At 58.6% G+C, this 20,729-nt stretch carries 19 protein-coding genes and 1 pseudogene; 9 read left to right on the top strand and 11 right to left on the bottom strand.

Features of this window, described 5'->3' with window-relative positions; genetic code table 11:
- Positions 1–28 precede the first annotated feature (28 nt).
- The 4 genes from I5L79_RS06060 to I5L79_RS06045 are packed head-to-tail and all read left to right on the top strand — an operon-like array spanning position 29 to position 6,525.
- Positions 29–904, top strand: coding sequence for a DUF58 domain-containing protein (locus tag I5L79_RS06060; protein ID WP_196954136.1), 876 nt, complete (start codon positions 29–31; stop codon positions 902–904).
- A 52-nt stretch (positions 905–956) separates the two neighbouring features.
- Complete coding sequence (locus tag I5L79_RS06055) at positions 957–2,495, top strand: BatA domain-containing protein (protein ID WP_196954135.1); 1,539 nt, start codon at positions 957–959, stop codon at positions 2,493–2,495.
- Positions 2,492–4,720 carry a DUF4175 family protein gene (locus I5L79_RS06050; protein WP_196954134.1) on the top strand — a complete coding sequence of 743 codons (2,229 nt, stop codon included), beginning with the start codon at positions 2,492–2,494 and terminating at the stop codon, positions 4,718–4,720. The genes I5L79_RS06055 and I5L79_RS06050 overlap by 4 nt, the downstream gene beginning before the upstream one ends.
- 11 nt (positions 4,721–4,731) lie before the next feature.
- Positions 4,732–6,525, top strand: a complete 1,794-nt coding sequence (locus I5L79_RS06045) for a hypothetical protein (protein ID WP_196954133.1) — start codon at positions 4,732–4,734, stop codon at positions 6,523–6,525.
- 129 nt (positions 6,526–6,654) lie between these two features.
- Here the strand turns inward: I5L79_RS06045 and I5L79_RS06040 are convergent, their stop codons facing one another.
- Complete coding sequence (locus I5L79_RS06040) at positions 6,655–6,888, bottom strand: hypothetical protein (protein ID WP_196954132.1); 234 nt, start codon at positions 6,886–6,888, stop codon at positions 6,655–6,657.
- Positions 6,889–7,024: 136 nt separating this feature from the next.
- Between I5L79_RS06040 and I5L79_RS06035 the strand changes: the two genes are divergently transcribed.
- The 4 genes from I5L79_RS06035 (at position 7,025) to I5L79_RS06020 (ending at position 9,813) form a co-directional block, all read left to right on the top strand.
- Positions 7,025–7,612 (top strand): RNA polymerase sigma factor, encoded by a 588-nt coding sequence (locus I5L79_RS06035; RefSeq protein ID WP_196954131.1) that lies wholly within the window; start codon positions 7,025–7,027, stop codon positions 7,610–7,612.
- Positions 7,613–7,662: 50 nt separating this feature from the next.
- Entirely contained in the window at positions 7,663–8,814 is a 1,152-nt protein-coding gene (locus I5L79_RS06030) for a S1 family peptidase (protein ID WP_196954130.1), read from the top strand.
- Positions 8,815–8,965: 151 nt separating this feature from the next.
- Positions 8,966–9,244, top strand: coding sequence for a hypothetical protein (locus tag I5L79_RS06025; protein ID WP_196954129.1), 279 nt, complete (start codon positions 8,966–8,968; stop codon positions 9,242–9,244).
- Between the two features lie 344 nt (positions 9,245–9,588).
- Complete coding sequence (locus I5L79_RS06020) at positions 9,589–9,813, top strand: hypothetical protein (RefSeq protein WP_196954128.1); 225 nt, start codon at positions 9,589–9,591, stop codon at positions 9,811–9,813.
- A gap of 222 nt (positions 9,814–10,035) precedes the next feature.
- Here I5L79_RS06020 and I5L79_RS06015 read toward each other — a convergent pair whose 3' ends face one another.
- On the bottom strand, positions 10,036–11,466 hold the full coding sequence (locus tag I5L79_RS06015) for a CehA/McbA family metallohydrolase (protein WP_196954127.1): 1,431 nt from the start codon (positions 11,464–11,466) through the stop codon (positions 10,036–10,038).
- A gap of 251 nt (positions 11,467–11,717) precedes the next feature.
- Positions 11,718–12,134 (bottom strand): carboxypeptidase regulatory-like domain-containing protein, encoded by a 417-nt coding sequence (locus I5L79_RS06010; protein ID WP_196954126.1) that lies wholly within the window; start codon positions 12,132–12,134, stop codon positions 11,718–11,720.
- 423 nt (positions 12,135–12,557) lie between these two features.
- Here I5L79_RS06010 and I5L79_RS23865 point away from each other — a divergent pair, with 423 nt between their 5' ends.
- Positions 12,558–12,857 (top strand): hypothetical protein, encoded by a 300-nt coding sequence (locus I5L79_RS23865; RefSeq protein WP_196954125.1) that lies wholly within the window; start codon positions 12,558–12,560, stop codon positions 12,855–12,857.
- 510 nt (positions 12,858–13,367) lie between these two features.
- Here I5L79_RS23865 and I5L79_RS06000 read toward each other — a convergent pair.
- From I5L79_RS06000 to I5L79_RS23730, 8 genes and pseudogenes are all read right to left on the bottom strand, one after another.
- On the bottom strand, positions 13,368–13,505 hold the full coding sequence (locus tag I5L79_RS06000; protein WP_196954124.1) for a hypothetical protein: 138 nt from the start codon (positions 13,503–13,505) through the stop codon (positions 13,368–13,370).
- A 433-nt stretch (positions 13,506–13,938) separates the two neighbouring features.
- The gene (locus I5L79_RS05995; protein WP_196954123.1) at positions 13,939–14,685 is read right to left on the bottom strand and encodes an OmpH family outer membrane protein; all 747 of its coding nucleotides are present in this window, start codon (positions 14,683–14,685) and stop codon (positions 13,939–13,941) included.
- Between the two features lie 11 nt (positions 14,686–14,696).
- The gene (locus tag I5L79_RS05990; RefSeq protein ID WP_231402871.1) at positions 14,697–15,641 is read right to left on the bottom strand and encodes a hypothetical protein; all 945 of its coding nucleotides are present in this window, start codon (positions 15,639–15,641) and stop codon (positions 14,697–14,699) included.
- A gap of 164 nt (positions 15,642–15,805) precedes the next feature.
- Positions 15,806–17,359, bottom strand: a complete 1,554-nt coding sequence (locus I5L79_RS05985) for a helix-hairpin-helix domain-containing protein (protein WP_196954121.1) — start codon at positions 17,357–17,359, stop codon at positions 15,806–15,808.
- A gap of 69 nt (positions 17,360–17,428) precedes the next feature.
- Entirely contained in the window at positions 17,429–18,814 is a 1,386-nt protein-coding gene (locus I5L79_RS05980; RefSeq protein WP_196954120.1) for a PP2C family serine/threonine-protein phosphatase, read from the bottom strand.
- A 217-nt stretch (positions 18,815–19,031) separates the two neighbouring features.
- Positions 19,032–19,670 (bottom strand): vWA domain-containing protein, encoded by a 639-nt coding sequence (locus I5L79_RS05975; RefSeq protein ID WP_196954119.1) that lies wholly within the window; start codon positions 19,668–19,670, stop codon positions 19,032–19,034.
- A gap of 342 nt (positions 19,671–20,012) precedes the next feature.
- Complete coding sequence (locus I5L79_RS23735; protein ID WP_394368788.1) at positions 20,013–20,354, bottom strand: integrase core domain-containing protein; 342 nt, start codon at positions 20,352–20,354, stop codon at positions 20,013–20,015.
- A 61-nt stretch (positions 20,355–20,415) separates the two neighbouring features.
- A pseudogene (locus I5L79_RS23730) lies at positions 20,416–20,610 on the bottom strand (transposase); the annotation flags it as partial.
- Positions 20,611–20,729: the final 119 nt, after the last annotated feature.

Here is a 20,729-nt window from a genome sequence, read left to right as displayed (position 1 = left end):
ACCGACAACGAACAATCAACAACTAAAAATGCTGACCCCTGAACTCCTGCATGCGCTGCGCAACCTGCCGCTGGCCGCCCGCCAAGCGGCGGAGGGCTTTCTGCACGGGCAGCACTACAGCCGGCAGCGCGGGGCAGGCCTGGAGTTCAGCCAGTACCGCCCCTACCAACCCGGCGACGACCTCCGCCGCCTCGACTGGCGCCTAGCCGCCCGCTCCGACCGATATTATTTGCGCGAGTCGGAGGTAGAAGCCAGCCTCACGGTGCATTTACTGCTGGACGCCACCGCCAGCATGAACCACCAGGACGACAATGGCCTCACCAAGCTCGACTACGCCCGCCTGCTACTGGCCGCTTTGGCTTACCTGGCCCGCCGGCAGGGCGACGCCGTGGCCCTCACAGTGCTGCACCCCGCCGGCCGCCAGCACGTGCCGCCTAGGGCCGATGCCCGCCAGCTGCCCCGCCTGTTTCACGCGCTGGAGCAAATCACCGCCGCCGGCCGCTTTCCGGCTGCTGCCGAGCTAACCACGCTCACGGCCCGTGCCCAGCGCCGCCTAGTGGTATGTGTGAGCGACCTGTACGAGGAAGACGCCGAAATCCGGCAGCTGCTTTCCCGCCTGCGCGCTGCCGGGGCCGAAGTACTGTTGCTGCACCTGCTGGCCGGCAACGAGTTGCGCTTCACCTACCGCGGGGCCCTCACGTTTGAGGACCTGGAAACCGGCCGCACGGTGCAGCTGAACGCCGATCAGCAGCGGGCCGGCTGGCTCCGGCGCCAGCAGGAGTGGCTGCGCGAAACAGCCTCCGCGGCCCGCCGCCAGGGCTTCGACTACCATTTGCTGGATACCGCCGAGCCACTTGATAAGGCCCTGCGCGTATTTCTGCAGCGCCGGCAGGCCACGCTGTAAGCAGCTTTTCTGTTGATTTGGCATCCCTCGTCTGCTTTCCTCTTTTGCTTCTATGCTTTCTTTTTCGTCGCCGGTTGGGTTGGTAGCTTTGCTGGGCTTGCTGGTGCCCCTGGCTATCTACCTCTGGAACCGGCGGCCGGGGCGCACCGTGGCGGTGGGCAGCCTGCGCTGGCTGGAAGCTGGCGCCAACCAACGACTCCGCAGCCTGAAGCCGGAGCAACTGCTCCTGTTTCTGCTGCGCGGGGCGCTGCTGACCCTGCTGGCGCTGGCCGTGGCGGGCCTGCGCTGGCAGCAGCCGGCCCCACCTGTACGCGGTCAGGTGTTCATCAGCCCGGAACTGCTGGCATCTCCGACCCTGACCGCCGTGCGCCCAACTCTAGACTCTCTGCGCCGAAGCGGCTACGAAACCCGTGCCTTGCGCGCTGGTTTCCCGGCTATTCCTACGACTGCCTGGGCCCGCCTCGACTCTGGCCTGACGGTGCTGCCAGCGCAGCCCCGTCAGCCCGAAAACACCTGGGTACGCGTGCAGCAGGCAGCCGACTCATTTCCCGGCCGCCCGATTCATGTGTTTAGTTCCGCTTCCCTCGCTCAGTTCCGGGGACGCCGCCCGCTGCTGCCGGCCCAGGTACACTGGCACCTCATTCCTGTCCCCTATTCCACCCAGTGGCTGCACTCCGCTTACCAACCGCAACCGGACAACCTACGTCTGGTAATTGGCCGCAGCACGGAAGAGCAGGTAACGTTTAGACCGCTGAATCTGGCGGTGCCAGCTGATGGGCAGGTGCGCGTGCCGGGCCTGGGCGTGTGGCACTACCAGCCCGGCCCGGATAGTGCTCGGCTGCTTTCGGCTGCCGATACTGTGGCAGTGCGTCGGCAACCGTTCCATGTGTGGCTGCGGGCTGATGCGGCGTTTGCCGAGGACGCGCGCTACCTGCGGGCAGCGTTGCGGGCCGCCGCGCTGGGCTTGGCTGCTCCCTTGCAGCTCACCGTGTCTCGTCAGAATCCACCCGCCGGTCGTCCATTCGACGCGTTATTCTGGCTAAGTGCGGCTCCACTGCACGCTTTCACTTCACAGCAACTGAGCTCAGGAATGCAGGTTTGGCAATTCCCTACTGATGCGGGGCGGGTAGTTGACAGCCGTTTCGCGCCTAGTGCCGAGGGTCCGATAATAAGCCTTAGCCGCCTGAGTACAGCCAAGCCCACCGCTCGCCAGCAGGTGTTGTGGGCCGATGAACTGGGCCGACCGGTGCTCACCACTCAACCGCTGGGTCAGGTCCGAAAGTATCAGTTCTATACCCGCCTGCACCCAACCTGGAACACCCTGGGTGCCACCCCCGAGCTGCCAGAGCTGTTGCTGCCGCTGTTGCAGCCCGCCACCGAGGTTCCTGCCCGCTACGACCGGCGCGTGCTTCCTGTGTCGCAAATCAGCCTAATGGATTCAGTCAGTACTGCCTCTGGCTTCCGCCCAGCCAGCCCGAATTTCCGTGCTTTACGGCCCTGGCTCGTAGCGTTGGCGGGCCTGCTGTTCGGCCTGGAACGGCTGCTGGCGCGGCGGCAGACGACGGTTTCTAACCCAGCAGCAACAGTATGAGCGCATCACTCACCCGTACCGCAACCGCGCAGCTTGCGCCCACCGGTTTGTTGCGGGCGGGGTGGCAGCGCCGTTTTCGGCGGCAGTTGCTGACATTGCTGCCACCGCTGATAGGCATTGGAGTACTAGCAGGCGTGGCTTTTTCCGCGTTGCCTTCGCCGCTGGCTTGGAGTGGCTTGGTGCTGGCACTACTGCTGTTGGTGGGCTATGTCTGGCTCCTCAGCCGCCCCAACCTGCCTTTACTGGCCCGTCAACTCGACCGGCAATATCCTGCCCTGGAAGACAGCACAGGACTGCTGCTGCGCCCGGCATCTGAGTTGCAGTTCCTGGAACACCTGCAGCAGCAGCGCACCAGTGAGGTTCTGCGCCAGCTGCTGGCCGAACCGGGGCCTTTGCTGCCCGTTTCCTGGCGGGCTCCGCTGTGGCTTACGGCGGGTTTGCTAACCGTGGCGGCTGGCACCTGGGCTTTAAGTCATCGAAGCGCCACTCCTATTCCTACTGCGGATACCGCGCCCCTGCATTTCCCCGCCGTTGCTGAAAAGGGCAAGCCACTAGTCGCCCGCATTACTTCCACTTCTATTACGGTTGCACCGCCGGCTTATACTCGGCAGCCTGGTTTCACGACGGCGCAGCCTTCTTTCCGTTGCCCGGCGGGCTCCCGGGTGCGGTGGCTTGTACGCGTGAACGAACTCAATCAACCCGCTCCGCAACTCGAAATTGGTCGGCGACACATGGCGTTTCGGCCTGTGGCGGGCCGACAGGGCACCTATGCGGTGGAGCTGGTTGTTTCTCAATCTATGCTGTACCGGGTGCGCTACGCGGGGCAGGTTTCCGATGATTATGCCATCGAGGCCGTGTCCGACCGCGCCCCCGTTTTGCAGGTGCAGACGCCCAAACCGTATACCCTTATCGAGTTTGGCACCCGCCCGCAGGTGCCAGTGCGCGTAGCTGTGCACGACGATTACGGGCTGACGCGGGCCCGTCTGGTGGCCACGGTAGCCCAGGGCCAGGGTGAGGGCGTGAAGTTCCGGGAAGTGGTGCAGGACCTGACGAGCCAGCTGCCCGGCCAGCCCACGCGGGCCACGCTGAGCCACGTGCTGCGCCTGCCCGCGCTGGGCCTCACCTACGGCGACGAGGTGTACTTCTACGTGCAGCTCTGGGATACGCACCAGCAGATGAGCCGCTCCGACAGCTACCTCGTGCAATGGGAAGACACGACGGTAGACGACTCCAATCTGGATGTGTCGCTGGGCGTGACGACGGTGCCGGCCTACTTCCGCAGCCAGCGCCAGATCATCATCGACACGGAAAAGCTGCTGACGGAAAAGGCTGCTCTTACCACTGACCAGTTCGTGGCGCGCGGCAACGAAATCGGCCACGACCAGAAAATCCTGCGCCTTCGCTATGGCAAGTTCATGGGTGAAGAGTTTTCCGAATCAATTGGGGAAACCGCCAGCGCGGAACCTGAAGCCGGCTACGACGAACATGTTGGCGAAGAGCCCGGGCACGACGAGCACCAGCACGCCCCACCCTCGGGCGCGGCCTCGGCAGCGGCCAACACCGCCGAAACCGCTGCCCTGATGGAAGCCTACGTGCACAGCCACGACGATGCCGAAACAGCCGACTTTCTAGAGCCCGCTGTGAAAGCCAAGCTCAGCATCGTGCTCAGCCAGATGTGGGAAGCCGAGCTGCGCCTGCGCACCGGCCGCCCCCGCGAGGCACTACCTTTCGAGTACAAGGCCCTGCGCCTGCTCAAGCAGGTGCAACAGCAAACCCGGCTGTACGTGAAGAAGTCGGGATTTGAAGCTCCGCCGCTGCCCGAAGCTACCCTGCGCCTGAGCGGCGACTTGGCCGGGGCCGCTACGGTGTCACGCCGCAGCCAGCAAACTGCACCGCCGGCCCAGCCCGCAGTGCGGGCCGCTTTGCGCGTAATAAGCGAGTTGCAAACCGGCCGCGCCGTGCGCCCCACCGATGCCGCGACCTTGGAAGCCGGTGGCCAGGCGCTGGCGCAGGCAGCGCAACGGCAGCCGGGCACGTACCTGGCCGCCTTGCGCCAACTGCGCCAGCTAGGCACCGAGCTACGAAACCGGCAGGTGCGTTGTACCTCCTGTCTGGCGGGTGTGGAGCAGGCTTTCACGCGGCTGCTACCGGCGCCGCCTACCGCCCCCGCCCGTCCCGTCGGCACCACCCGTCTCACTCAACGGTATTTGCAAGAGTTGCGCTGAGCTGCTGTATAATGACTTTTCCTACTGGTTTTGCGCTACTATTTCTGCTTGGCTGCCTGCTGTTGGCGGCTTTCCTCACCGTGGCCGCCTGGCAGCGGGTTAGTCGTCGGTTGCGCCTGCTGCGGGTGCTGGCGGGCTGGGCAGCGGTAGCGGGCCTTTGGTGGCTGGTTTATCCGCCTGCCCGATTAGTGGAGCAAAACCCCGGCGCAGCTATTCTGCTCACGCCCGGTTATCGGCTTGATTCCCTCCGGGCCCTCCAGCGCCGCTTGCATCTGGCACGCACCCCGGCCCTGTTCTCCGTCTCCCGCTCTACTGCTCTTGCCGATACGCCCATCGTGCACAATGTAGCGGCATGGCTACAGCAGTATCCGGCTCCGGCCCAGCTACATGTGCTGGGTCGGGGCTTGTCGGCTGAGGAACTCACGGACGTACAAACCAGCCGCCTGCAGCTATATGCCCCGCCGGCCGTCAGTGGTTTCACGGCTGCGCAGTGGGAGCCGCGCCTGGAGTTGGGCCAAACCCTGCACGTGTCGGGCCGGTTTGCCGCGCCTGCTGGTCAGCCCGCTACCTGGGTGGTGCTGCACGCCGCCGGTGCCCCCCGCGACTCCGTGCGCTTAGCACCAGCCGGCACTTTTCAGTTGCGCTACGTGCCAAAGGCAGCCGGAGCGGCCGTGTACACGGTGCAGGCCCGCATTGGTGGGAGGGTAGTAGCGTCAGAGCCGGTTCCGGTTGAAGTGCTGCCCACCCGCCCGCTGCGTGTGCTGCTTTTGAGCTGCAGCCCATCCTTTGAGTTTCGATTCCTTAAAAACCAACTGGCCGCCCGCCAGCACGCGGTGGCGGCCCGCACGGGCATCAGCCAGCAGATAGCCCAGACGGATTTCCTCAACCAGTCCCCGCATACCCTCTCTTCCCTCACGCCCCCGGTGTTGCGCCGCTACGATGTAGTGGTGGTAGATGGCAGCAGCATGGTCAGCCTAACGGGCACCGAACAGCAAGCCCTGAGGCGTGCGACGCAGCAGGAAGGCGTGGGCCTGGTGGTGCTGGCCGATAATAGCGTTTTGCCCGCGACGGTGCCTGCCCGGGCGGACTTCGGCCTCGCACCAGCCAGTACTGGCAAAACTGAGCAGCCTCTCCAGTGGCCCGATAGGGTCCAGCCCTTGCGCGCGGTGCTGGCGGCCCGGCTGCGTCCGGCTGCGGGCACCCAGGCTCTGATTACTGCTAGTCGTCGGCAAGTGGTGGCGGCCAGCCAACGCTTTGGGGCCGGACAGGTGGTGGTAGCCACCGCCACCGATACCTACCGCTGGCTGCTGCAGGGCGCGCAAGGCAGCTACGATGCTTACTGGAGCCGCCTACTCACGGCTGCAGCGCGCCCACAACCCGTAGTGGCCCGCTGGCAGCTGCTAACTGATTTCCCGCGCCCCCACACTCCCGTCACGCTTCGCCTGACCACAACTGCGGCGTTGAAGAATACTCCGACGATAAAACTGCCCGACGGTAGTTCCACAGCCCTACCGCTGCAACAGGACGCCGCCCTGCCCGAGTGGCAAACCGGCCGGTTCTGGCCCGCGCAAAGCGGCTGGCACGAGGCCCAGCTGCCTGGCCAACCAGCGCACAGGTTTTACGTGTACCCGCCGGATGTATGGCAAGGCCCAGTGCAGCTTGCCTGGCAGCAGTACGTGGCCGCGCACTCCAACCGGTCAGCTGCCGGATTAGCGGCCAAGAAACCGGAGGACTGGCCCTTAGGCTGGTTTTTAGGCTTATTCCTGCTGGGGGCGAGCTTTTTGTGGCTGGAGGAGAAGCTCTGAGAGTTGGAAGCACAACAGTAGAGGGCTCCACCCGTACATCCTCAAACGCAAACCGCCCGGACTCCAGCAAAGGGAATCCGGGCGGTTATTTTCTCAGGGTGCCGAAGCAGCTACCCGAGGCAGGACTGACTACTGAGCAGGAGCGGTAGTAGTGGTCGTCGACTCGGTGGTAGTAGCCGGAGCAGCAGCAGCAGCCGTAGTGTCGGCGGGAGCCGTGGTGGTTTCTGTGGTCACGGTCGTGTCGGTAGCAGCAGGAGCTTCTACGTTGGTGGTTTCGGTGTTCTCAGTGGTTTTCTGCTCGCAGGAAGCGAGGCCAGCAGCGAACAGAACGGCAACAGCAGAAACTTTCAGCAGATTCTTCATTTTGGTGTAGGTTTGGAAAAGTAAAAAAGTCTGAAAAACGCCCTTCATACCTACAGTAGCGAAAGGTAACCCTGAAAAGAAAAACTTTTTTTCGCGGGTTACCCCACCGGGCGCAACGTATTAACAAGCAAAGCGAATGGGCAAGGGTCAACCTTCCTATACCGATGAAGAGTTCGTGGCGGCCATCCGCCATGGCGACGACCGGGCGCTGGCGCAACTCTACCGCCTGCACCTTCCGATGGTTCTTCACCTGGTGCAGCAGAACAGCGGCACCGAGGATGAGGCCAAGGATGTGTACCAGGAGGGCGTGATGGTGTTCTATGAAAAGGTGCGCGACGGTTCCCTGGAACTAAGCTGCCAGATCAAGACGTACCTCTATGCCGTGTGCCGCCGCCTGTGGTTGAAGCGTCTGGCCGAGAAAGGCCGCTACGGCGGCCGCCTCGACGACCACGAACCCTACCTCGTAACCGGAGCCGAGGCCGACCTGGCCCTGGCCGAGCAGCGCGACCAGCAGTTTGCCCTCATGGAGCAGGCGCTGAGCCAGCTGGGAGAGCCATGCCGCTCGCTTTTGGAAGGATACTACCTGCTCGATAAATCGATGCAGCAGCTCACCGCCGAGTTTGGCTACACTAATGCCGACAACGCTAAAAATCAAAAGTATAAGTGTCTGGTGCGGCTTAAAAAGCTGTTTTTCACCCACTATCAGGAGGAAGAACAGTTCTAGCGCCGCCCGGTCGCGCCGATGGCGGACCTCACCCACCCGCCTTAGCAGCTATGAAAACGGAAGCCGACTACTACGAGTTATTTGAAGCCTACCAGCGCGGCGAGCTACCCGAGCCCACCCGGACGGAACTGGCCAGCCGGCTGGCCGCCGACCCCGTGCTGGCCCGCCGCTACGCCGACTTCGACGCCCTCACGGGGGCCCTGCATACCTATGGGCAGCGCCGCCTGGTACGGGGCAAGCTGACAGCCCTTCAGACCGAAATTGACGCGGAAGCTGCCCGGGAGGAAACGCTGGAAACCGGCGTGCCTACCATGCCTTCGCTGCATATTTCGCCGGTAGAGCGTCGTCTGCGTGAATTCTGGGGGGGCCACCGCGCCACTATTGCCGTAGCGGCCTCCGTGGCCGTGCTGGCCGTGTTTGCCACGCTGCTGGGCATTGAGTGGTGGCGGGCCGTGCAGAAGCCTAACTCCTACGGCTACACGGTGCTGCGTCGTGAAATGGACCGCATCAAGCGTAACCAGCGCGCCATCAACCGCACCCTCAACCAGATTGATGGGGTGAAGACACCAGAGGAGCTAAACCCCGGCAAGTTTGGCGGTACCGGCTTTGCCCTCACCACCGATGGCTACCTCATTACCAGCTACCACGTTATTCAAGGGGCCGACTCGCTGCTGATTGAAAGCCGTGACCGGCAGCGATACCGCGCCGAGCCGGTGTTTTCCGACGTAGCCCACGACCTGGCCATTCTGCGCATCAACGATAAGGATTTCAAAGGCTTCGGCCGGCTGCCTTACTCTTTTAAGCGGGGCTCAGCCGACTTGGGGGAGCGGGTTTATACCCTAGGCTACCCGCGCGAAGATGTAGTTTTTGGGGAAGGCTCCCTGAGTGCGCGCTCCGGCTTCGAAGGCGACACGGCCTTCTACCAGATCAGCATTCCGGTGAACCCCGGCAACAGCGGCGGCCCACTGCTCGACGACCGAGGCAACCTGATCGGCGTAATCAGCGGGCGGCAGATGGACGTGCAGAGCGCGGCTTTTGCCACCAAGTCCTCCTACCTCATGCGCCTCGTCGACTCGCTGTCGGCCGCCGCGCCGGGAGCCTTGGCCAATGTGCCGCGCACCAGCCAGCTGACCGGCAGCACGCGGGCCCAGCAGGTGCGCAAGCTGCAGGACTTTGTGTTTGTGGTGAAAGTGTACGAGTAAGCAAGCTCTACGGTAGTGAAAAGGCTTATCCACCCGGGTAAGCCTTTTTTTATGCCCGGGGCAGCCAAGCCGCAGGCAGCTTCGTACACAGCCTCGCAACCAGCCGTTGCAAGACCCGTATTTCCGTACTCTTTCCTCAACCTACGCCACTATGAGCACCGAACTAACCCAAGAAGACCTCGAGAAAATTCTTCCCGAAGACATTGCCCGCACGTTTGAGAGTGCCTACCACGTTTTTCAGGGAAACACCGAACACGTAGAAGACCTGCTGAAGCACGGCGCCGTGCTGCTGCGCAAAGCCAGCCAGCGCTTTTCATCAACCCAGGTAATTCTGGGTGTTGCCGTACTGGCTATTGGTGCCGTGCTGCTGACCAAGCGCGCAGCCGACGCTATTCAGGAGCATTCCGATCAGGAGCATTCCGAAGCATAGCCAGCCCTACAGCCAAAGGCCAGCCGCCAGCCGATTCGTCGACTGGCGGCTGCTTTGTTTTATGAGTATTCAACTTTGAGTTAGCCTCAAGAAGTATATATCTACTTCAGCCTCACATCTACCGCATTCTTTCCCAGCTGCAGGCCCCCGAAGTTCTTTCAGCTTAATAAGTGCCATTAGAAGAGCAAGCACTATGCTCTAAGCGCATATTTGTATTGACATTCAATAATTTATGGAATAAAACCGGTTTATCACATAATCATGTGGTATTACTTTCTTGGACTTAACTTACATTATTTCTACAATTGTATATACAAAGTTTTACTTAAAATAACTTAAGTGCCATGAAAAACTTTTCTGCGTTTTTACTCATCGGGGCGTTTGTCGTATCGCTGCCGCTTGAAGCATCCTGCGAAACAGTAGGCACACCCGAAGCCGCCAAACCCATGGCGCAGCTGCGGACTGAGCTGCATCCCGGCAAGCTGTTTACTTCCTGGAGCAAGCGCAAAAAGCAAAACAAGCGCCGCCGGGCCTCGCAACGCCGCAGCCGGTGGGCGGTTAATGGCTGATCCACTGTTACCTCATCCGGTTACTTCCGACTGCAACAGCTTAACGGTCCCGCTTCGTGGTGGAAAAGCGCAACCAGTATAAGGCGCTTTCCTACCAGCCCAATCGTAACCAAATAAAACAAGCGTCACCCGGGCAGACTACTGCCGGGGCGACGCTTGTTCAACATTTTACCCTGCCCAGTAAGGTAGAATCGGGTGGAGCGGTATCAGAAAATGATGCTACTAGCGGGCTATTAGCAGGCGGCGGTAGCTGCTGGCCCCGTTCTGCACCAGCCGCACAATGTAAAGGCCATTTTCCAGCGGAGTCTCGTCGGTGCCTAGCTGCAGGGTATGCGGGCCGGCGCTTTGGCGCTCATCGGAAGCCAGACGGTAAACCGGCCGGCCCACGGCATCCAGCACTTCCAGGGTTACAGCGGCCGGCGTGGCCAGGAAATAAGAGACGGAAACCGGCCCTGCTCCCGGGTTCGGGTACACATCCAGCTGAGCGGCTACTGCTTGCGGAGCATGGCCGGCTGTTGCCAGCATGCGCGTATACCAGATAGGGGAAGTTACTATCCGGTCGCCGTCGGCCTGGGTGATGACGGCGTAATAGTAAGCCGTTTCACCGGGCTGCACGGTGGTTTCGGTGTAGCTGAGCGTGCTGCCCAGGCCGGGGGCCGTGGCTACTACCGTGGCCAGCTGCCCACTGCCCGGCGTACCGCGCAGCAGTGTGAGCGACTTCAGTGCCTCCCCGTCACTATCGGTTACCGAGACGCTGATGGCCGCCGCCTGCTCCCCTTGCACGATGTTGCCCATGGGCTGCTCATTCAGCTGGAAGCGCACTTCGGCGTTCCAGTCGTCGGAGGCGTAGAAGCGGCGGGCGCGCACGGCTTCCAGCAGGCTGGCTTTGGTAAGCTCGGGCGCCAGCACCACTAGGCGGCCGGGCGTGTTGCGCCCGAAGGTGGTGTAGTGGTTGTCGTGGTCGAGGGAGATGCCTACGTGGTAGCCCTTGGCCAGCAGCTTCTGAAACGTGGACTCGTAGCTGCTGCGGGAGGGGTCGAGGTAGCTGATGTTGGTGGACATAGCCGGTCCGGAGCGCATCACGGTACCTACTACGGCGCTGTCGGCGCGGGCGCTGAAGGGGGCGCTGCCGGCCAGGTTGCCGTAGTCGCCGGAACTGGGGTGCGCCAGGGTGGCAAACGCGCCGGGGCGCTTGTTGATCTGTCGAAACAGGGCCTGGTAGTCGTTCTTGGGCACGTACACGTCGTAGTTGCCGCTTTCCCAGTTCAGCAGCTGGTCCACGCCATATACCAGCAGATGGCCGCCGCCGGAAATGGTGCCCCACTCCATGCCATACAGCGCCACAAACTTGCCGTCGACCGTTACGCTGTCGGCCTGGCGCAGGCCCTTGGCGTAGTTGGCGCGGGCCATGCCGGCCGTGGCGTGGTTGTGCTCCGAGATGCCCAGGAAGTCGAAGTGCTGGGAGGCTGAGGCAAAGCCAAAGTTCTGGCCCGGCGTACGGAAGTGGTTTTTGCTTTCATCCTTGTTGCCGTCGGAGTAGGCAGAGTGCGCGTGCAGGTTACCGTAGTAGTAGTTCAGCGTTTGCGGCGCCTGCGCGCGCGCTACGCCAGCCCAGCAGCAAGCTGCCAGCAACAGAGTAGAGGTTTTTTTCACGAAGAAGCAATAGGTACAAGCGGAGACAAAGAGCAGTCTACAAAGCTACTGGTTCTGGTCCAATTTCTCTCCGAAAGTTGCGCACGCCACCCAAAGCCCCATTCCCCGCTCTCCGCTGCTTATATAGGCAAAACGCGGTTGCTGACCAAGGTATGAAGGCAGCTGGCTGAAGGCGTTTAATGCAAAAAGCCTGACGGCCGCCGTGTACAAACACAGCAACCGTCAGGCTTTTTGATGCGGCAGGAAAGCGCTTACCAGATCTTACCGGTAGAGGTGGTCTTTTTGATGCGGCCGTCGCGCTTGAAGCGGGTGCCGGGCAGGACTCGCAATGACACGTTGCCCGGCTCACAGCTGGTCAGAACCAGCTCCTGGGCTTCGTAGCCGCCGGCGCTTACTTTCAGCCGCGTATTTTTTTGCAGCGGGGCCTTGGTCATGATCATGTAGTGCCCCTCAGAGTTCGTAATGAAGGCATCCATCAGGCCGGGCACCTGCACGGTGGCTCCAGTGAGCGGGTTGTTGTCTTCATCGGTAACGGTGCCCGTGACGATGGGGCAGCCCACCGCCTGGGAAGAAGCCGCCACAGGCTCGGGGGCTGATTGCTGCGCCAGAAGCGTACCGGGCGCCAGCAGCAGGCCAAGCCCAAGGAAGAGAATAGAAGCGCGGTGCATAAGCAGGAAAACAGGAAAGCAAGCTACACTATTTATCCCAACCGCTGTGCAGCACAGCCAGTTGGGCAGCCGGTGTTGGCAAACACTGTACCAAGAACCCGCCGGGTTGAAAGGCTGGTCGGGCTGGGGCAGCGCGTGGCCGGCGCAGTGAGTACAGGCTCGCCCGCCAAATAGTTCGAGGCTGCCCTTAAACGGCCTCCGGAATGCTGGCAGCAGCTTTCCCGGTGCTTTGCCCCGCAGTTCCGGGAAACCGCTCAGGTTGAAATTCCCGGCTGCGGAACGAGTGTAGAGATGCCTACCTGCTTCTCCTTAACCGCACTATTGCAACGCTGTATAGTCCCAGGGTGTGATGGTGTATTTTCCGGGCTGGAATTTCGCACGATGTTATGGGACAAGTACTCCACGGCAGCGCCCGCTTGAGCGGTGGCAGTACGGCGCGCTAGCCAACACAGCCAGCAAAGCCTACAAAGCCTGGCCACGCGCGTGGGGGCGGCCGAATTTCTGCGGCGCGTGCTCGACAAACTGCCCTACCGGGTGCATACGGGGCTGGCCGACAACGCGTCCAGTTCCCCCAGCCGCATCCATTCCTGCCGGGCGGGCACCGCTTTGCCCGCTTCTGCCGCGAATATGGCGTGGAGCACCGTCTCACCAAGCCAGCCCATCCCTTGGACCAATGGTCAGATCGGGCGCCTGAACCGCACCATTAAAGAAGCCAGCGTGTAGCGCTTTTACTACCAGACCACAGCCAAGTTAAACGAGCACCGGCAAGCCTTTTTGCTGGCTTACAATCACGCCAAGCATTTGAAGACCTTGCGCGGGCTAACCCCACACGAATTTGCTTGCGCCCAGTGGCAAAAGAACCCGACTATCTTTACCAGGGACTCGACCCACCCCACGCTGGGACTATACACTTAGAGCGGGTTACTTTACGCTCATTCCTTAGCGTGTAAATCCGCCCCGTTGGAAGAAAGGACGCTAACAGCAGTCACCAGGGCAATGCAACAGTTGACCTAAATTTTTAATTAAGGTCATAATTCGAGCGTGTCGAGAAGGGTATGGCCACTCGTGAGAGAGCTGCTAAAGATTGTTTGGGGACTAAGACAGGCATGGCTTGCTTGATCAAGCCAGGAAGCAGTATGCTGATACTTACCCATCATTTTTGATGCTCTCCTAATAGAAAAGCTCCTTCTACGCGGGTAGAAGGAGCTTTTTTGCGGCGAAGTTCGGCGGGAACTAGGGATTCACGTGCTTGAGCTTCCGGCGGCGACGCTCTTGGGTCTGCTTTACGCGGCGGTGCAAGGCCTCACGGGCGGTTTCAGTCTGCTCAGTAGCGGCCGGGGTGGTTTCGGCCTGGATGGTCTTGGTCGACATATAAAAAAAAGTTAAGTTCTGCTCAAAGATACCCTTATCCGGCACATAGCGGCGCATCCTCCTTCCTCAAACTATTTTCTACCTCAGCCAATAGCTCTTTTTGACGTGCTGGCCCAGGTCTTCGGAGTAAAGCCAGACTGGGTTGGAATCCGCGGCGTAGCCTAGGCCCTGTTGGTCGCGGAATTGAGACGAAGCGCAGTGGCTGTTTGCCCGTCAGTTAGCAGCGAGCAGGCCACAATGGGACCTAGCAGATTGCCGTTCAAGGCCACTTTCACAAAGTGGCGGTGGCATAAAGTGAGGCGATGCGCTCAAATCGACAGAATGCAAAAAACGGCTTCTTAATCGACCTGAAGAAGTTTTCGACACTGCTTAAGCAGCTTTAATCACCTGCCTTTATACCACCGCCAATTATTTTATTGGATGGAATTAAACATTAAAAATATTGAGTTATTTTCTGTAGTTCCGTTTGAATTTCCTTTTGCTTGTTTTCACCGGCCAGTAAAAAGGAATTTTTAGCGGTATTCATTTTGTCTTTCGCAAGAGTAATTTCCTGGGATATCTGGTTGATTTCAGCTTTTAGGGTAGTTAAGCGTTGGGTAAGAGTTTGCAGTTCCTGCGCCTTCTTCTGGATCAGTTCTTCCTTGGGCCGCACCTCTTTCTGGTACTGCTGCGCGTGGGCGCTCTGAAAGGCATTTAAATCCCGGCCAATCAGGTTTAAATATTCCTGTCCGGTGGAGAGAAGCTTTTCTTTGGTGAGGCCGGTGCTTTTTAAAACGTTATAAGCGGTCTGGTACTTGATAGCTTCGTCCTGAATGTCATCTATATCCAGTTTGCTGTCCACGAACTCTTTGAAATCAGTTCCCTGAAACAAGGGGTTGCGGGCATTCGCCTCATCAATCAACCGTTCAAAATACTGTTCGTGCTCTGGCAAAGGTTCCGTGATGGTGCCACCGGCAGAATAGGTAGGAACATGGTCCGGAATAGTGATGGGGGTGGCGGGGCCATTGATCAACGGGTGCCGGGCGTCTTCTGGGGCAGCCGGTACCGGCGGGGGTAGAAAAGTAGGCGTGGCCGGCGCCGCAGCCGGAGTGGGGCCCGATGGATTCGGTGTTGCCGCTGCTTGCTTGGAATCATTTTCAAACTCCACAAACGGCGTCAGCAACTGCTTTAAAAAACTCATAGGAAGCGAGCTTATTGCTTGAGGCTCAGCAGGAACCCGATAGTAAAGTTGGCATCCCAGTCAAAAACAAAGGTGTCAGTGCCGGTCGTCTCGGCCAGGCCTTTGTAGATATTTAAGCCAGCGGCCATTTTCTTGTCGGCGGCCTTGTAGGCTTCCGGAGCCTTTAATACGGTATATCTTTCTTCTCCTTTGCGGTGTTGCTTGGCCAGGGTAAAGGGCACCCCACCCAGGATGAAGCCTACATTCCGCTTGCTTGCCGGTATCTTAGCCGCCAGCGTTTTCACCTGGCTGTACACCTGCTCATCGGTGGTTCCTTTTTCGTAGTACTTGGCGCCGGGCAGCTCAATGGACTGCAGGCGGCCATTCTCCTGCCAGGATATCTTGGTATTACCCGATCCAATGTCCACCAGGAAAGAGTTATCGGCGAAGGCGGGCGGAACGGTGGCATTGAAGCCAAGTTTGCCTTCCTGCTCGGCGGTGACGTTGTTTACCACATACCCCATCTTCTTCAACTCATTGCTAATGACGGCGGTTTTGGGTTCTTTCTGGGCGCCGGAGGAAATCACAAAGTGCATGTTCTTGTTCGCCACGCCTTTGTCAAACATGGCTGACAGGTATTTTTTGAGACCGGCTCTGATGTCTTCGGTGGTGGCCAGGCCTTCGTAGGCCAGGGACTCGCCAAAATCTTTGGAGACAATCTCCCAGCGTTTCTGGCGGTCCATGTTGATGACGAAGGAGTTAAAGCCTGTGGCCCCTACTTCCACTACCCCTCGTAGCGTGCCATTTTCCGGCTTCTCGGGCGTGTAGCTGAATTCCCGGGTTTCCTCGGCAGGGCCGGCAGCAGGGGTAGTTGCTGCCGCCGGTACTTCCGTAGGATTGTCCGTGGTCCGGTTGCTGCCGGGTATGGTGGGCGAGGTAGTAGCAGAGGTACTATAGTCGCTATTTCCCCCTGTCAAGCGAGGACTGAGGGCGAAATAGGCCAGTACCCCCATAATCAAAAGGACAACAATAATTCCTAGTGGCTTGATTTTCATCCTGGTAGGTGTTTGTGCGTTTTAAGGTTCTTTTTCCTCTCAATTCTCAGTTTCTTCTTGTCTTTTGAGACGAGTCGATAGCGGCTCTACTTATTGGCCATGGTAATCACCACCACCCGGCCGCCTTCTTCACTGGATAGCAAGAGTTTCTTACCGTCGGTGATGTCTACCATGGTGTTCACGGGTATCTCTTTGTCTTCGGTGAGGTCTTTCAATGAGGTGAGCTTCTGATTTACCAATACCCACTTATTCTGGTGGAAGGTGAAATACCCCACCGGTATCTTCTGCTCGGCCGTAAGTTTTTCATTTCTGACCACGTGCCGGTTCACGTGCCACTGAAACAGGTACTGGTTGTGGTAAACCATCAGGCGGTGATTCTCGGGCCGCCAGACGGTGGGTTTAAATTCAAAGTACAGGTCCAGCACGGGCAGGGTACCTTTCACCGGCGTGCCGCAAAACGGGCACCTGGGCGAAGCAGTGTTATCAAACACAAACCATTTCTGCTGGCAGTTAGGGTTGCTGCAGGGCTGCATCAGATCGGTGGTTTTGAGCAGGGCCTGCTCCCATTGGTCAGCATTAGGCCGCTGGTTAGGGTCGTGCAGTCCGGTTACAAAGGCCTGATCGAATAACGCCTTCAGGTACGGACCCGTGATGGTGTAGGGCAGCTTGGAAACATCCGCCCAGGGCAGCGTCCACTTGGACACCTGATCCAGTTTAGGCCGGTTCGAGTGGTCTGTCGGGTGCTCGATGAACAGAGCCTTCTCCCCCATCGACAGCAGGTCGTCCTGTTCCGTATCCAGGGAGTTAACCTTTCCTCCTTTCAGCGGATGCCGGTAGAGCAGATACAGATAAATCATGACCGGCAGGGCATGCAGGTCGGTGGTGCGGTTGGCGTGCTTGCGCTTGGGGTCGCGCAGTTCCAGGTGTTTAGTGGCCAGCACCTCGGGGGCAATAAAATCGGCGGTGCCGATGACATCCGGGGGGTACAAACCGGGTACGACCAGCCCGTCAATGTCAATGATGGTGGCTGATTTACTGACCGGATCAATCAGGACGTTTTTATAGGACAAATCTGAATGAGACAGACCGGCGGCGTGCAGGCGTTTCACCCCCCGGGCAATTTTCACGCAGATCTGGAAATAGCTGAGCCAGTTGCCTAACTCGCTTTCATCCAGCCGCAAAGTGAACTGCGGGTTCCGGAACTTGGCCGAGGCAAACCACAAGCCCTGTTTCTCTTTTCCCTTGATGCCTTCGCTGGTGGCGTAGCCTTTCTTGAAAAAGAAGTTTTTGTTATACGTGGGCACCACCAAACCCACTTTCCCGTCGGTGGTTTCCACCATGTCGGTAGGCCAACAATACAGCTCTTTGTAGTATTCTCCGCCTTCCCGGTTAAAGAAGCTGTCGTAATACTGCGTCACCAGTTTTTTGAGCCGCTCCCGGGAGTTATAATCCTGCTTGTCGCGGTAAAAAGCAATTACGTACGATTTATCAGGCCCGAAATAAACGTCTTTCATGCCGCCACGCATGGGCTCGCCGTTATCTACGTACGGGTAGGTCTTACCAGGCGTGATGATGGACGGCACCGACTTTACGTTTTGACCGGGCTCATTGAAAAATGTGATGGAACTGCTTTGGCTCACAGGTTCAATTCTATAAAGGAGTTGGTACTCTTTTTCAGGTGGAATTTCTGGTAGTTTTCCCTCAACGAGCTAGAAAACAATGGCCAATGTTCGGTCGTCATGGTTGCCGGGGCTCCAGAAATCCATCCATTTGGAGAGCTGCGCTTCAATGTCGGGATTCTTGGTACTCAGTTCTACCGTGGTCTTATCCTCGTTCTGCCCCTGTAAGTCAGCCAGAAATTCCTGCCACTTGGCAATGTCAGGCAGGCTGGCCTCCACCACGAACTTAGGGTCATAGATGCCATCAGACATCATGATCAGGTACGAGAAGTCGTCCAGCAGTTTAAACCCAAAACGGGTAGAGAACTTTTCATTCTGGAAAATCTCGGGCATGGTGATAAACCGGGTACCGCCCCCGAATTCGCCTACGTCAATCCAATTTAGGAGCGTCACTTCGGTCACGTCTTTGTTCAGGACGGCAATAGGGCAGTCGCCTACGCCAAAGGAAAGCAAGGCGTACCCCACGTCATACTTCTTGAACAAGGTGAAGATGAGCGTACTGCTCAACTCTTTCAACGGGACCTCCTGCGCCTTGGCGAAGCTTTCCAGTTGTTTGTGCACCTGAAAAGCCGCTTTGCCCAGGGTGTTGTACACGAAACGGTTCAGGTTTTTCTGGGTGTCCTCCCCGGTCTGGCTCGCGTGCTGTTGCACCAGGCTGTCAAACTCGGCCATGCTTTCGACGGAGGCGGGGTCCAGGAAATAGCTGACCACGCCGGCACAGGCCAGCGCGGATCCTTTTCGGGAAAGTTTCGCACTCCCGGCTCCGTCAGACACTACCACCACGTTCCAGCCATTGGGCAGCTCCTTGAACGCAAAGTCATCTTCCCGGAACGAGCCCACCGTGGCGTGGGAGCGGCCGCGTTTGGAGGAAACCAGCAGGTGCCGGTCGCCCAGGGGAGCGAACAAGGTGACCTCGTCTTCCTTCCAGTAGGGGTCGTTCCTGTCGCTCGCCAGGTTTTTCCAGAGGCCTTTCGGATCGGGGTTGATGATGAGCAGAATCTCTTTTTGGTGGAAGGGAGCTTCCTCCGGTTGGCCTTCCACTTTGAAGAAAACCGAAAATTTCAGGTCGCCGCTTTGGGTAGGAACCCCGGTAATCTGGTTGTTTTCGGCGCTGTAGGTCAGCCCCAGAGCTTCAAGACCTTCTATCCGGAAGGCCACAAGGTCGTTCCAGCCATATTTCTCGAAGTCAAAGGGAGCCGCATAGGGCTTCCCCACGGTAGCATTTGGAATACGAATGGGCTGCTGCACAATCTCAGCTATTCTATCTTCGGTTTTCCAATTGGCCATGAGCTGTTCCTGGTTTTTTCTGAGCTGGTGGAGAATGGCAAGGTTCTGTTCTTCCTGCAAAAAGTGGTCGAACAACTTCATCCGGTGCTCTGGAATGATGATGCCGTTGCTTTTGAAAAGATCAGTCACCAGTTGTTTTGCCTCGGCCATTCCTGCTGTTGGGCTTACTGTTTTCAACGCTTTTTGTGGGTGCTCACGCTTGGGCTACCTTTTGCCGTTTATTAGGCTACAGGGTAGTTAGCGGCCTGATCGTCTTTTGTCGCTGGGCCTGCTGCTTAAGAAAACAAGGAAGAGGCTGATGAAGATCTTCTCCAGCCTCTTCCTTGTCTGGGGAGGAGCTACTCGCTTACGTGACGATATTCAACTCAGCAGGAGGCGGGGGCAGTTCACCCATACCGGTTACTTCCTGGCCGCCATCCTCTACTTTGGTAGAAGAAACGCCAATGGAGGCACTCACCCAGGTAAAGAACTTGGCAATGCTTTGGCTGTCGGCGGTATCCAGGGTTACGACATTTTCCGTGATCTGCTTTAACAGCGAAGAATCGGCGGCGCTGCCTGCGGCGCAGGCCACGGTAAAGGCCGTTTTCCGTTTTCTGAACTCTTCCAGGCCAAGCTGCCAGTCATCGGTGGGAATACCATCCGTCATGATGAACACCAGGGGTTTCCAGTCGCCTTTTTGCTCCGCCGTGGTTTTGGTCACCTCATTGTCCATGCAGGTAGAAACCAACTTAAGCGCCTCGCCCAGGCTGGTCGTGCCGGTAGCTCGGATGTCCACCATCTGAAACGAAGCCAGATCGGTTAACGGCACCACTTGCTTTGCCTCACTATCAAAGGTGATGATGCTGATAAAGGCAGTCTCAATAGCCTGCGGATTCTGCCGCAACGAGCTGATCATGACCTGAACGCCATTTTTAACTGCTTCAATGGGCTCTCCGGTCATGGAACCAGATGTGTCCAGTAATAAATAGACGGGTAGTCTTCTCATGGTTTTCAGGTTTTGAAATGTTTTTGATAAACGCTGCAATTGTAGCCTTACGCAAGACAGAAACGCAAGCCAATTTTTCTTGAGAAAAAGTCTTTTAGGCTTCGGGCTTTATTCAAAGCGCCATTTTTGAAAAACAGCTGTAAAATCCTATTCTCAGGAAATTGGCGGCTGACCGGTTTAACGCAGGCCTCTGGGCAAGGGTTGGCAACTGCCCAGGCTCACGGACGAGTTGGCCAAGCCTCCATTCGCAAGCACCTGACTACTCGTCCGGGCTTAGAGTAGCAATGGATGCTTGCCTGGGTCCAGGTTTCCTCAGCTAAGCTGCAATTTGAGGTGGTCTAGCTAAGCCGGACAGAGTTGGGACGTTGTTTGAAGATGAGTTTCGAAGTGGTATGGGGCAAGGTAGCCGAGCGCAGAATGCCGCCGCTCGGCGTTGTAGTAGGCGATGTGGTGGCTGATTCCGAGCTTGGCCTCGGCCAGGCCGGAGAAGTAGCCGCCGTCGAGCAGTTCGGCTTTGAAGCAGCTCCAAAACGATTCGGCGTGGGCGTTGTCGTAGCAGTTGCTTGAAGCGGGTGGCCGTGTACTGACTGCCCTGGGCGGAGTGCACGACGAGCCCGGCCGGCGGGCGGCGCACCACCAGGGCGCGGCGCAGGGCCTTGCTGACCAAGGCTTGTTTATAAACATCGAGCTCCTGCTCGGCCCGTTTGAGGCGGGACCGCAAGGCACGCACTTCCGGGGCACGGGCCACTTCTTCACTGCCCACTTCGGCCACGAGTTGGGCCTGCTGCCAGCGGTAAAGCAGCTTGGGGCTGATGCCCAGCTGCCGCGCGACCGCCTGCGTGCTGCGGCTCTCGCTGGCCAGGCGCAGGGCCTCGGCCTTGAACGCCTTGTCGTACTTGCGTTGTTTGTCGGGTGATATCCCGCTGAATATTGTTGCCATGACAGAAGAAATATACGTCCTTCTTCTGTCCGCCTTGCCTATGTGTATAGTCCCAGGGCGTGATGGTGTATTTTCCGGGCAGGACTTTCGCACTCAGTTATGGGACAAGTACTCCACGG

Origin of the sequence: Hymenobacter guriensis (assembly GCF_015773195.1) — a bacterium.
GTDB lineage: Bacteria > Bacteroidota > Bacteroidia > Cytophagales > Hymenobacteraceae > Hymenobacter > Hymenobacter guriensis.
This window is presented reverse-complemented; position numbering and strand designations above follow the sequence as displayed.

Excerpts from the sequence above, each read along its gene's own strand:
- I5L79_RS06060 (WP_196954136.1), top strand. The coding sequence starts at position 29 with ATGCTGACCCCTGAACTCCTGCATGCGCTGCGCAACCTGCCGCTGGCC.
- I5L79_RS06055 (WP_196954135.1), top strand. The coding sequence starts at position 957 with ATGCTTTCTTTTTCGTCGCCGGTTGGGTTGGTAGCTTTGCTGGGCTTG.
- I5L79_RS06050 (WP_196954134.1), top strand. The coding sequence starts at position 2,492 with ATGAGCGCATCACTCACCCGTACCGCAACCGCGCAGCTTGCGCCCACC.
- I5L79_RS06045 (WP_196954133.1), top strand. The coding sequence starts at position 4,732 with ATGACTTTTCCTACTGGTTTTGCGCTACTATTTCTGCTTGGCTGCCTG.
- I5L79_RS06040 (WP_196954132.1), bottom strand. The coding sequence starts at position 6,888 with ATGAAGAATCTGCTGAAAGTTTCTGCTGTTGCCGTTCTGTTCGCTGCT.
- I5L79_RS06035 (WP_196954131.1), top strand. The coding sequence starts at position 7,025 with ATGGGCAAGGGTCAACCTTCCTATACCGATGAAGAGTTCGTGGCGGCC.
- I5L79_RS06030 (WP_196954130.1), top strand. The coding sequence starts at position 7,663 with ATGAAAACGGAAGCCGACTACTACGAGTTATTTGAAGCCTACCAGCGC.
- I5L79_RS06025 (WP_196954129.1), top strand. The coding sequence starts at position 8,966 with ATGAGCACCGAACTAACCCAAGAAGACCTCGAGAAAATTCTTCCCGAA.
- I5L79_RS06020 (WP_196954128.1), top strand. The coding sequence starts at position 9,589 with ATGAAAAACTTTTCTGCGTTTTTACTCATCGGGGCGTTTGTCGTATCG.
- I5L79_RS06010 (WP_196954126.1), bottom strand. The coding sequence starts at position 12,134 with ATGCACCGCGCTTCTATTCTCTTCCTTGGGCTTGGCCTGCTGCTGGCG.
- I5L79_RS06000 (WP_196954124.1), bottom strand. The coding sequence starts at position 13,505 with ATGTCGACCAAGACCATCCAGGCCGAAACCACCCCGGCCGCTACTGAG.
- I5L79_RS05995 (WP_196954123.1), bottom strand. The coding sequence starts at position 14,685 with ATGAGTTTTTTAAAGCAGTTGCTGACGCCGTTTGTGGAGTTTGAAAAT.
- I5L79_RS05975 (WP_196954119.1), bottom strand. The coding sequence starts at position 19,670 with ATGAGAAGACTACCCGTCTATTTATTACTGGACACATCTGGTTCCATG.
- I5L79_RS23735 (WP_394368788.1), bottom strand. The coding sequence starts at position 20,354 with ATGTTTATAAACAAGCCTTGGTCAGCAAGGCCCTGCGCCGCGCCCTGG.